The organism is Lutibacter sp., assembly GCF_040883305.1.
In the GTDB taxonomy this organism is placed as follows: Bacteria; Bacteroidota; Bacteroidia; order Flavobacteriales; family Flavobacteriaceae; genus Lutibacter.
This window is the reverse complement of record NZ_JBFLKT010000415.1, coordinates 1-12,063: the sequence shown is the minus strand read 5'-3', so window position 1 is coordinate 12,063 and position 12,063 is coordinate 1. Positions and strand designations below refer to the sequence as shown.

At 30.5% G+C, this 12,063-nt stretch carries 12 protein-coding genes; 2 read left to right on the top strand and 10 right to left on the bottom strand.

The features are described from left to right. The 7 genes from AB1Z17_RS13435 to AB1Z17_RS13405 form a co-directional block, all read right to left on the bottom strand. Nucleotides 1-171, bottom strand: a 171-nt coding sequence (locus tag AB1Z17_RS13435) for a DUF6095 family protein (protein ID WP_368052283.1), incomplete at its 3' end; no start/stop codon positions are given. 144 nt (nucleotides 172-315) lie between these two features. Beyond that, nucleotides 316-2,544, bottom strand: a complete 2,229-nt coding sequence (locus AB1Z17_RS13430; RefSeq protein WP_368052282.1) for an NADP-dependent isocitrate dehydrogenase — start codon at nucleotides 2,542-2,544, stop codon at nucleotides 316-318. Nucleotides 2,545-3,333: 789 nt separating this feature from the next. Then, nucleotides 3,334-3,684, bottom strand: coding sequence for a 50S ribosomal protein L19 (rplS, locus tag AB1Z17_RS13425; RefSeq protein WP_368052281.1), 351 nt, complete (start codon nucleotides 3,682-3,684; stop codon nucleotides 3,334-3,336). An 87-nt stretch (nucleotides 3,685-3,771) separates the two neighbouring features. Then, the gene (trmD, locus tag AB1Z17_RS13420; RefSeq protein WP_368052280.1) at nucleotides 3,772-4,449 is read right to left on the bottom strand and encodes a tRNA (guanosine(37)-N1)-methyltransferase TrmD; all 678 of its coding nucleotides are present in this window, start codon (nucleotides 4,447-4,449) and stop codon (nucleotides 3,772-3,774) included. Nucleotides 4,450-4,520: 71 nt separating this feature from the next. Continuing rightward, nucleotides 4,521-5,834: a DEAD/DEAH box helicase gene (locus AB1Z17_RS13415; RefSeq protein ID WP_368052279.1), complete on the bottom strand. Its 1,314-nt coding sequence runs from the start codon at nucleotides 5,832-5,834 to the stop codon at nucleotides 4,521-4,523. Nucleotides 5,835-6,038: 204 nt separating this feature from the next. Beyond that, nucleotides 6,039-6,893 (bottom strand): peptide chain release factor N(5)-glutamine methyltransferase, encoded by an 855-nt coding sequence (prmC, locus tag AB1Z17_RS13410; RefSeq protein ID WP_368052278.1) that lies wholly within the window; start codon nucleotides 6,891-6,893, stop codon nucleotides 6,039-6,041. Further along, on the bottom strand, nucleotides 6,893-7,384 hold the full coding sequence (locus tag AB1Z17_RS13405; protein WP_368052277.1) for a GNAT family N-acetyltransferase: 492 nt from the start codon (nucleotides 7,382-7,384) through the stop codon (nucleotides 6,893-6,895). Before AB1Z17_RS13405 ends, prmC begins: the two co-directional genes overlap by 1 nt. A gap of 22 nt (nucleotides 7,385-7,406) precedes the next feature. Here AB1Z17_RS13405 and ribD point away from each other — a divergent pair, with 22 nt between their 5' ends. Then, nucleotides 7,407-8,456 (top strand): bifunctional diaminohydroxyphosphoribosylaminopyrimidine deaminase/5-amino-6-(5-phosphoribosylamino)uracil reductase RibD, encoded by a 1,050-nt coding sequence (gene ribD / locus AB1Z17_RS13400; RefSeq protein ID WP_368052276.1) that lies wholly within the window; start codon nucleotides 7,407-7,409, stop codon nucleotides 8,454-8,456. Nucleotides 8,457-8,618: 162 nt separating this feature from the next. On the opposite strand, the gene AB1Z17_RS13395 is transcribed toward ribD, so the two are convergent. The 3 genes from AB1Z17_RS13395 to AB1Z17_RS13385 are packed head-to-tail and all read right to left on the bottom strand — an operon-like array spanning nucleotide 8,619 to nucleotide 11,364. Then, nucleotides 8,619-8,951 (bottom strand): hypothetical protein, encoded by a 333-nt coding sequence (locus AB1Z17_RS13395; RefSeq protein WP_368052275.1) that lies wholly within the window; start codon nucleotides 8,949-8,951, stop codon nucleotides 8,619-8,621. An 8-nt stretch (nucleotides 8,952-8,959) separates the two neighbouring features. Continuing rightward, nucleotides 8,960-9,676, bottom strand: coding sequence for a YebC/PmpR family DNA-binding transcriptional regulator (locus tag AB1Z17_RS13390; RefSeq protein ID WP_368052274.1), 717 nt, complete (start codon nucleotides 9,674-9,676; stop codon nucleotides 8,960-8,962). A 59-nt stretch (nucleotides 9,677-9,735) separates the two neighbouring features. Then, nucleotides 9,736-11,364, bottom strand: coding sequence for an acyl-CoA carboxylase subunit beta (locus tag AB1Z17_RS13385; protein ID WP_368052273.1), 1,629 nt, complete (start codon nucleotides 11,362-11,364; stop codon nucleotides 9,736-9,738). 131 nt (nucleotides 11,365-11,495) lie between these two features. Between AB1Z17_RS13385 and AB1Z17_RS13380 the strand changes: the two genes are divergently transcribed. After that, a partial coding sequence (locus AB1Z17_RS13380; protein WP_368052272.1) for an agmatine deiminase family protein occupies nucleotides 11,496-12,063 on the top strand: 568 nt, incomplete at its 3' end.

Here is a 12,063-nt window from a genome sequence, read left to right as displayed (position 1 = left end):
CACCATTGCTGAAATACCTAAAACAATTCCAGCTATTAGCCATAAATAATTGTTTTGAAGTTTTACAGCTTTAAAACCAATAGTAATTAAAATTGGAGCCAATAAAAGTAATGGCAAGGCGGCAGCCTCATATTTTAAGCCTCTTACAAGTTCGTTTCTATCTGTTCCCATAAAAAATTAGTAATAATGTCATATTAAAAATATAAAAGCTTCAACTTAATAGTTGAAGCTTTAAAAATAATATAATTTAAAGAAAATCAAATTTATATATAGACTTATTTTACGTAAAATCTATGTAAAATATAAAATATTTTCTTAAGCTATTGCATCTATAATTTTATTAAGAGTTGCACTTGGTCGCATTGCTTTTATCGTCATCTCTTCGTTTGGTTCATAATAACCGCCAATATTTACTGCTTTTCCTTGTACATTTGTAAGTTCAGTTATTATTGAAGCTTCATTAGCTTTTAATGCTGTTGCAACTTTAGAAAATAGTTTTTTCAAAGTAGTATCTTCATTTTGTTTCGCCAATTCTTCTGCCCAATAAGTTGCTAAATAAAAATGACTTCCTCTAGTGTCTAATTCACCAACTTTTCTTGAAGGAGATTTTTTATTGTCTAAAAATTTATCTGTAGCATTGTCTAAAGTTTCTCCTAAAATAAGGGCTCTTTTATTATTATTAGTTTCTCCTAAATGTTCTAGAGATACTGCTAATGCTAAAAACTCACCTAAAGAATCCCACCTTAAATGTCCTTCTTCATTAAACTGTTGCACATGCTTTGGAGCAGAACCACCTGCACCAGTTTCGAACAATCCACCACCATTCATTAGCGGGACAATAGATAACATTTTGGCACTTGTACCAACTTCTAAAATTGGAAATAAATCAGTTAAATAATCTCTTAATACATTACCTGTAACAGAAATTGTGTCTAAACCATCTTTTAATCTTTTTAATGTAAATAAAGTAGCATCGTACGGCGATAAGATTTTAATATCCAATCCAGAAGTATCAAAATTTGGTAAATATTTGTTTACTTTTTCTATTATTTGTGCATCGTGAGCTCTATTTTTATCTAACCAAAATACTGTTGGAGTGCCTGTAGCTTTTGCTCTATTTACCGCTAATTTTATCCAATCTTGTATAGGAGCATCTTTAACCTGACACATTCTCCAAATATCTCCATTTTCAACTTGGTGTTCCATTAAAACAGTTCCTTCTGTGTCAATAACACGAACAGTTCCATTGCTGTTAATTTCAAAAGTTTTATCGTGAGATCCATATTCTTCAGCTTTTTGGGCCATCAATCCTACATTTGGAACCGTTCCCATTGTAGTTGGATCGAAAGCGCCATTTTCTTTACAGAAGTTTATAGTTGCTTGATAAATACTGGCATAACTACTATCTGGAATTACAGCTTTGGTATCTTGTTGTTTTCCTTCTTTATTCCACATTTGACCAGAAGTACGAATCATTGCTGGCATAGAAGCATCAATTATTACATCACTTGGTACATGTAAATTTGTAATTCCTTTGTCTGAATTTACCATGGCAAGACTTGGTCCATTCTCAAAACAAGCTTTTATGTCAGCTTCAATTACAGTTTTTTCATGATTTGGTAAGTTTTGAATTTTATTAATCAAATCACCAAAACCATTATTTACATTAACACCTACTTTTTCTAAAACGGCATTGTGTTTTACAAAAACATCTTTAAAAAATACTTCTACTGCATGACCGAAAATAATTGGGTCAGAAACTTTCATCATAGTTGCTTTCATATGTAAAGAAAACAATACATCTTTATTTTTAGCATCTTTAATTTGAGCATCTAAAAATTCTAGAAGTGCTTTTTTGCTCATTACAGTAGCATCAATTATTTCGCCTTTTAATAATGAAATATTTTCTTTTAATACAGAGGTAGTTCCGTTATTGGCAACAAATTCAATATTAACAGCAGTAGCATCTTTAAGCGTAACAGATTTTTCGTTAGACTTAAAATCTCCGTGATCCATTGTTGAAACATGAGTTTTAGAATTTGAAGACCAGGCACCCATAGAATGTGGGTTCTTTTTTGCGTAATTTTTCACTGCTTTTGGAGCTCTTCTATCAGAATTTCCTTCACGCAAAACTGGATTTACTGCCGAGCCTTTAACTTTATCATAGCGCTCTTTAATATTTTTATCCTCAGCAGTTACTACACTTTCCGGGTAATTTGGAATGGCATAACCCAAAGATTGCAATTCTTTTATTGCAGCTTTTAATTGAGGTATCGAAGCCGAAATATTAGGTAATTTAATAATATTAGCCTCTGGTTTCTTGGCTAGTTCACCTAATTCTAAAAGTGCATCGTTAACTTGTTGTTCGGGCTTTAAAAAATCTGGAAATACAGCTAAAATTCTACTGGCTAGTGAAATATCTTTAGTCTCAATTTCAATGTTTGAAGGCTTAACAAATGCTTTAACAATCGGTAAAAATGAATAGGTAGCTAAAGCAGGAGCTTCATCTGTTTTTGTATAAAATATTTTAGATGTATTACTCATAATAAATATGTTTTTTAACTATAATTCTCAATTTTTTAATGAATTATAGGGTTATAATTTTATTTGTTTTTTTAACGCTGCTAATGTACTAAATATTGAGGTAAAATTCGTTTCGAAAACGTTATAAATAAGGGGAGTATTTTGAATTTTATCTAAAAAAAAGTGTTAATTTTAGGAGAATGTGAAAGTTAAAATAACAAAAGCCATAATAATGATTGCTCAATATTATGGCTTTTTGCTGAAACACTTTTTTTAATAAGTTTTAAAAGATAATTTTTAACCGTTTTGCCATTTTTTTACAAAAACCACATAATTAAAAATACCATTTTAAGCAGTTTCATTTTTTACAAATCAACTTCTTACTAATTCTTATTAAACTAGTTGCTTCTTTTAAAATAACTCCTAAAACTTTGTTGTAAATTCCTATTCAGAAAAATACTTGCTTTAAAGTGCTATTTTAAAAAATGTTTTTAAAATCTTGTTTCCATCTATTCATGCTAAATACGTGGTTACATTACTTTTTTAAAGTTAGATTTTAATAACGATGTTCAAGAACATTTTGAATTTCACTTTAAAATAATAATCTAAATTTTAAAAAGTTACACCTTTAGGCTATTAGATTATCTCTTATTGTTTAATTCTATTGTAAATTAAGCGTGTAATTATTAAAAATGCAAATTTATAATTGTTTTAATATCAACAAGATATAAACTTGACTTATTAACATTTGTTAATAAAAAAACCCGTTTCAATTTTGAAACGGGTTTTGTACTTTTTAAAGAAATAAGACTAGCGTCTTTTTTCTGCGATTCTAGCTTTTTTACCAGTTAATCCTCTAAAGTAGAAAATACGTGCTCTACGAACTCTACCGTGTTTGTTAACTTCAATTTTTTGAATTGCAGGTAAATTTATTGGGAAAATACGTTCTACACCAACTGTTCCAGACATTTTTCTAATAGTAAATGTTTCTGAAGCACCAGTACCTCTTCTTTGAATTACGACACCTTTAAAAAACTGTGTACGTGTTTTTTCACCTTCTTTAATTTCGTAGTATACTGTAATTGTATCTCCAGAATTAAATTGAGGGAATTCTTTTCTTGCTACAAATTCGTCTTGTATAAATTTTACTAAAGTTTCCATTTTAAACTTTTTAATAGTTTTTCATAAATCAACATTCACGATTTTCGTCAGAGGTTAATTTTGAGAGTGCAAATTTAATCAAAAATATTAGTCTTCCAACAAATCTGGCCTAATTTTTTTTGTATGTTCGTAAGCTTTTTCATTTCGCCAATCTTCTATCTTAGGGAAATTACCAGACAATAGTACTTCAGGAACCTTAAGTCCTTTATATTCAGAAGGTCGGGTGTAAACAGGAGGCGACAATAAATTGTCTTGAAAAGAGTCGGTTAAAGCAGAAGTTTCATCACCTAAAACTCCAGGAATTAATCTTATTATAGCGTCACATAAAACAGCAGCTCCCAATTCGCCACCACTTAAAACATAATCGCCAATAGAAATTTCTTTTGTAATGAATATATCTCTAACACGTTGATCTACACCTTTATAATGTCCGCATAAAATAATCATATTTTCGTTTAATGACAAGGTGTTTGCAGTTTGTTGGTTTAAAGTTTGTGCATCCGGCGTCATATAAATGATTTCATCATAATCGCGTTCTGCTTTTAATTTTGAAATGCATTTATCTATTGGCTCTATCATTAAAACCATACCAGCACCACCACCAAATTGATAGTCATCAATTTTTCCATAACTATTTAAAGCGTAGGTTCTTAAATCGTGAAAATGGACTTCAACCAAGTCTTTATCGATAGCGCGTTTAATAATTGAATATTCAAACGGACTTTTAATTAATTCTGGGGAAACGGTTATAATATCAATTCGCATGGTGCAAAAGTACTATTTAAGTTTAAATGTTTATTAGTTTTAAAGTTGAAAAGTATTAAAGATGTGAATTCTTATTTTAAAACCGTTATTCTGACTTTTTTCTTTTTAAGTCTGCTGTTGTTTAGCGTATTCACTAATTCACTTAAGTTAGAACTTGACACAGCAACATACGCACAATCTTGTTTTAATTCTATAATTCCTAAGTTTTCTTTTTTAATATTTCCTTGTTTAAAAAATAAACCAGCAATATCTCCTTTGGAAATTTTATCTTTTCTTCCACCTGAAATATGAAGTGTTTTCCAATTACTGTTATTTATTTTTTTTGTGGATTCGATGCTAATTTCTTCATCATTTTTAATAAAAACGGGTAATTCTTCGTGTTGAGATTTTAAAATATAGGCAGTTCCATTGCTATGCATTCTTGCAGTTCTTCCATTTCTATGAATAAATTCATCGGGTCTTGTCGGTAATTCATAATGAATAATAAAATCCATTTCTGGAATATCAATCCCTCTAGCTGCTAAATCCGTTGCAACTAATATTTTATGTGTGCCGTTTCTAAATTTGATCAATGCTCTTTCTCTATCTTGTTGTTCTAAATCGCCTGAAAAACATCCGTGATTTATTTTTTTATCATTTAAAAAATCACTTACATTTTGGATACTATCTTTTAAATTACAAAATATAATTCCGCTGCCATTACCAATATGACCAAGCAATTTTTCTAATGAAGCTAATTTATTTTGTGTTTGAGAAACAACGGTTTTAAGTTTTAAATTTGGTGTTTTTTCACCTAAATAACCCAACCTTTTTGGGTTTTTTAATCCTACAAAAGATGGGATTTTTACTTTTTGAGTAGCTGAAGTCAGTATTTTTTTAGTTACTGAAGTTAATTCTTCAATAATAAATTTCATATCCTCTTCAAAACCAACTTCTAAAGATTTATCAAATTCATCTAAAACTAATGTTTTTATAGCTGTAATTTGGAAAACTTCTCTTTCTATATGATCTGCAATTCTACCTGGGGTTCCAACAAGAATTGCTGGTGGATGTTTTAGCTCTATTCTATCTTTTGACCCCGATCTTCCGCCATAAACGGCAGTTGCTTTATAACCACTTCCAATTTCTCTAATTACTTGCTCAATTTGTATTGCAAGTTCTCTTGATGGTACTAAAATTAATACTTGTATGTTTTTTATAGCTGGATTTAATTCTTCAATTATTGGCAATAAAAAAGCCAATGTTTTTCCTGTTCCAGTTGGAGATAATATAATAGTTTCTGAACTGGTAGAAATAGCTTTATGAGCTGCTTCTTGCATTGGATTTAATTTATCAATTCCTAGTTTAGAAAGAATTTCTTGTTGATTTTTAAAATTTTCTGACATTTGGCAAATATAGTTGTTTAAAGTTGAATGGTTGAAAGTAGCAAAGGTTCAAAATGTTCTAGCGGCTGAGCGGAGTTGAAGCCATTATTTTAAGTAATACAGAAAGTTTCAAAGTTTCAAAGTTTCAAAGTTGTAAAGTTGCAAAAGAGCAAAGGTTCAAAGTTGCAGACCATCAACAATTAACTAACAACTAGAAACTAAATACTAAAAACCACACCTCACCATTCTATCTGCTCCAAACATATCTTTTTTAAGTTCTATGTTTTTAAATCCTTTTGAAGCTAATAATGCAACTGTTTCTTTTCCTAAATATTGATTGATTTCAAAATATAAGTGCCCGTCTTTTGAAAGATGATTTTTAGCTAAATCGGCAATTTTATCATAAAATAACAGTGGGTTGTTATCTTCAACAAACAATGCTACATGTGGTTCGTGTTCTAAAACATTTTGTTGCATTTGCTCTTTTTCTAATACACGCACATACGGCGGATTACTTACAATAATATCGAATTTTTGTGGTAATTCTGGTAAGCTTAAAATATCAGCTTCAATAAAATTAATAGTTACATTATTTAATTCAGCATTTGTCTTAGCGGTTTTTAATGCTTCAGAAGAAATATCTAGCGTATAAATTGTAGCATTTGGTAAATTTTTAGCCAATGTAATTGGAATACAACCGCTTCCAGTTCCAATGTCTAATATATTAAGTTTGGAGTTTGAAGTTTGAAGTTTGGAGTTTTCTAAAATCCAGTTTACTAGTTCTTCGGTTTCTGGTCTTGGAATTAGTACATTCTTATTTACTTTAAATGGTAATCCATAAAATTCAGTTTCACCTATTATATATTGTATAGGAATTTGGTTTTTTAAACCTGTGAGTGCTTTTCTAAGAAATTCTAAATCAGTTTTAGGAATTTCAAAATCAGGTTGTAGAGCGACTTCAATTCTAGATAATTTTAATTTAAATTCACCCAATAAATTAAAAAACGACTGAATTTCGGTTGTTGGATACAGTTCGTTAAGTTTATTAAAAAACTCCTTTTTAAATTGTTGAATTTGCATTATAAATCTTTAAGCATCCATAAATTACATGAATAATGTCCCGTATCTCCCAAACGTTCATTTAAATCTTTAAAACCAACTTTTCGGTACAATTTTCGGGCTTCTTCCATATAAGGAAGGGTTTCTAAGTAGCATTTTTCAAAACCAAAGTTTTTTGCTTGTTGTAGACAAATATCCATCATTTTACTCCCTAAACCAATACCACGTGCTTCTGGCATAAAATACATTTTTTGTAATTCGCAGATATTTCCTTCATAATTATCGAGCTTTTTTATACCAGCTCCACCAAATATTTTACCATCTTTTTCTATAACAAAATATACCGAATTTTTATCTGTATATGCTTCAGAAAGTGTATCTAAAATTGTATCTGCATAAGCAGTTCCAACTTTTGGCACTCCGTATTCAATTAAAACACTTCTGATTGCTTTTGCAATTTTCGGATTGTCTTCAGCAATAATTTCTCTAATTATAAAGTTATTGAGAGTCATTTTATTGTATTATTTTTACGCTGTGAATTTACATGAAAAATATATAAAACGCTGCATTGATTTGGCTAAAAATGGATTGGGAACAACCTATCCAAATCCTATGGTTGGAAGTGTAATTGTGTTAAATAATACCATAATTGGCGAAGGTTGGCATAAAAAAGCAGGTGAACCGCACGCTGAAGTACACGCAATTAATTCGGTTAAAGATAAATCCCTTTTAAAAGATGCTACTATTTATGTGAGTTTAGAACCTTGTTCTCATATTGGGAAAACGCCTCCTTGTGCAAATTTAATTGTCGCGAGCGGAATTAAAAATGTTGTTATGGGAATTGTGGATTCCAACAGCAAGGTAAGTGGGCGAGGCGTACAATATTTAAAAGATAATGGTTGCAATGTAATTGTTGGTGTTTTAGAAGATGAATGCTATAAATTAAACAAACGATTTTTTACATTTCATACTAAAAAAAGGCCTTTTATTGTATTAAAATGGGCAGAAACTAAGGATGGTTTTATAGATAAGTTTAGAGATAAAAATGCTGAAAATGTTCCAAATTGGATTTCAAATGAATATTCTCAACAATTGGTTCATAAAATGAGAGCAGAAGAACAAGCTATTTTTGTGGGTACAAATACGGCTTTAAACGATAATCCGACGTTGAATGTAAGAACTTGGACAGGGAACAACCCAATTCGGATTGTTTTAGACAGGTCTTCAAAAATCCCAAAAGACTATAATTTATTAAGTGATGGTATAAAAACCATTGTTTTTTCTGAAGTAAAACATACCGTAGACTCTTTTGTAAATGTGATTTATGAGCGAATTAATTTTAATAGAAAAGTACCCGAACAAATTTGTGAAATTTTATATTGCTATGAGATTCAATCTGTAATTATTGAAGGAGGAAAACAAACATTACAAAGTTTTATAGATGCAAATTTATGGGATGAAGCATTTGTTTTTGTAGGAAATGTGTTTTTTAAAGAAGGATTAGTTGCACCGGAACTGAATGCGAATCCTGTTGAAACTAGAATTATTATTGATGATACTTTGAAGCTTTATAAAAACTTTTAAATCCGGTTTCCGTCATTCTGAATTTATTTCAGAATCTTATCCAATTGAGTATTAATTGTTATGCGAACCTATATTTTGACACCAATCAATAACAGGCTGCTGAGCGGAGTCGAAGCACATATTGATGAAAATCTAAATTTTAGATTACTTCATTTCAACAATTCAAAAATACCTGCTAAAAATTTTAATTAGCACCAATATTTTAATTCCTATTAAACCTCCATAAAACCAAATAGGTGTTTTTACAGTTTCTTTTAGTTCGTAATAAGCTAATTTTATGGAGTTTGGCATTGTTGTGAGTTCATATTCTTGACTGCAATCTGCACAAACAGATTTTCCATGTTTTCCTCCAGATAAAAAAGGAATATGTAGTAAATGCTTATAAATACCAATTACAGCAACTTGCGTAGAATTTGTGGTATTGCAATTAGGACAAACAACAGTTTTAGCTATTTCTCTTTTTAATTCTGAAGTTTTTTTACCAGCTAAAATCATATAATTAGTTACATTTCCAAACTATGATACACATTCTGAACATCGTCATCTTCTTCTAAACGTTCCAATAATTTTTCAACATCGGCTTGTTGTTCTTCATTTAATTTTACCGTAGTTGTAGGAATTCTTTCAAAGCCAGAAGATAAAATCTCTATATTGTTTTCTTCAAAATAACTTTGAAGTGCGCCAAATTGTTCAAAAGGAGCATAAATAACAATTCCATCTTCATCTTCAAAAACTTCTTCTACATCAAAGTCAATTAATTCTAATTCTAGATCTTCCAATTCAGTCGTTATATTTTCTTTATTTAATGTAAAAGTACAGGTGTGATCAAACATAAAAACTACAGAACCAGAAGTTCCCAAATTTCCATCACATTTATTAAATGCAGCTCTAACATTAGCAACAGTTCTATTGTTATTATCGGTGGCAGTTTCTACTATAACAGCAATACCGTGAGGAGCATAACCCTCAAATAAAACTTCTTTATAATTGCTAGTATCTTTGTCAGCCGCTTTTTTTATGGCCCGTTCAACATTGTCTTTGGGCATATTTGCTGCCTTTGCATTTTGCATTACAGCTCTTAAACGAGAGTTTGTTTCAGGATTTCCGCCACCTTCGTTAATAGCCATTACAATATCTTTCCCAATTCTGGTAAAAGTTTTTGCCATTGCAGACCAACGTTTCATTTTTCTTCCTTTTCTAAGTTCAAAGGCTCTTCCCATAATTTTCTAATATTTTTTGTGATGCAAATGTAAAAATTACAAAGTGTTTTAACAATTTTTTAAACCTGAATTACACCTAAATTAAATTGTTTTTCAATAGGAGCGTGGTTTGCTGCTTCAATTCCCATACTAATCCATTTTCTGGTATCTAACGGATTAATAATACCATCTGTCCATAAGTGTGCCGCGGCATAATAAGGAGAAGTTTGTGCATCGTATTTTTTTTGAATAGATTTTAATATTTCCTGCTCTTTTTCTTTGGTTATTTTTTCGCCTTGTTTTTTTAACGAAGCCGTTTCAATTTGCAATAAAACCTTTGCAGCTTGTGCACCGCCCATAACAGCTAATCTTGCAGAAGGCCAAGCAACAATTAACCGTGGATCGTAGGCTTTACCACACATTGCATAATTTCCAGCACCGTAAGAATTTCCGATAATTATAGTAAATTTTGGAACCACAGAATTACTTACAGCATTCACCATTTTAGCACCATCTTTTATAATGCCACCGTGTTCACTTTTGCTTCCAACCATAAAACCAGTAACATCTTGTAAAAATACCAACGGAATCTTCTTCTGATTACAGTTTGCAATAAAGCGTGTTGCTTTATCTGCTGAATCTGAATAGATTACGCCTCCAAATTGCATTTCTTTTTTACCGTTTTTAACAACTTTTCGCTGATTTGCAACGATACCTATAGCCCATCCATCAATTCTTGCGTAAGCACAAACAATGGTTTTTCCATAATCTTTTTTATATTCTTCAAATTCAGAATTATCAACAATACGTTCAATAATTGCTCTTATTTCATATTGGTCAGTTCTGGTTTTAGGTAAAATGCCAAAAATTTCATCCGGATTTTCAACGGGAAGTTTAGCTTCAATTTTATTAAATCCAGCTTTATCAAAATCGCCAATTTTATCAACAATATTTCTAATTTTATCTAGAGCATCTTTATCGTTAGTAGCTTTATAATCTGTAACACCGCTAATTTCGCAATGTGTAGTTGCACCACCTAAAGTTTCATTATCAATGCTTTCTCCAACAGCAGCTTTTACCAAATAGCTACCAGCTAAAAATATACTTCCTGTTTTATCAACAATCATAGCTTCATCGCTCATAATTGGTAAATACGCACCGCCAGCGACACAACTTCCCATAATTGCAGAAATTTGAGTAATTCCCATACTGCTCATTACAGCATTATTTCTAAAAATTCTTCCAAAGTGTTCTTTATCAGGAAATATTTCATCTTGCATTGGTAAATAAACACCTGCACTATCCACTAAATAAATAATTGGAATTTTATTTTCTATAGATATTTCTTGGGCTCTTAAATTCTTTTTAGCAGTAATAGGAAACCAGGCACCAGCTTTTACAGTTGCATCATTTGCAACAACAATACATTGTTTACCTTTAATATAGCCAATTTTAACCACAACACCGCCAGACGGACAACCACCATGCTCTTTATACATTCCTTCACCAACCAACGCTCCAATTTCTATGTTTTCAGAATCATTGTCAAATAAATAAACGATCCGTTCTCTTGCAGTTAACTTGCCTTTTGCTTTGTGCTTTTCAATTTTTGAATCGCCACCACCTTTATATGCTTTAAGTAATTTCTTTTTTAATTCTGATAATTGAAGTTTATTAAAATCTTCATTTATATTGAAGTCGATGTCCATTTAGATGTAAATTTTTATAGATGCTAAAGTACAAAATGAATGTTTATTTAAAAGCACCAATTATTTAAAATATTTCTTGTTCTTTTATTTAAGAAAAGTTAATTTTAACATTTATTAAATTACAATTTAAAATGAAACTCCAAACTCAATTTAATATTCTAGTCCTTCTCTTTATTTTTTTAAACCTGAATTTAACATTTGCTCAAGAAAGAGAAGTATTACCAAAAGGTTTTTCAGATAAAGAAAAAGCCGAGCTTTTAGTTAAAGGTTTCCAATTTAAAAGTAGCGCAACTGCTGTTGCTCCTACAGGAGCAGTTCGTACAGCTGCAGAATGGGAAGAAGTAGAATATTTAGTATTATCTTGGAATAATAGCTATAACGATATTTTAAGCGAAATTGTAAAAGCAAGTATTGTAGAGTGTAAAGTTATAATTGCATATTACGGTGTTACTGAAAATACAATTAGAACTAAACTTAGAAGTTCTCCATATTCTATGACTACTACAGAGATAGACAACAATGTTATTTTTTTAAGTGCACCTACGGATTCTATTTGGATAAGGGATTTTGCTGGAAATACTGTATATTCTAATGATGTTGGACAATTAGGACTTACAGATTGGAGATATAATAGAAATAGAAATAATGATGATCAAGTACCTTCTGAACATGCAAGTGAATTAGGGATGTCAAGTTATT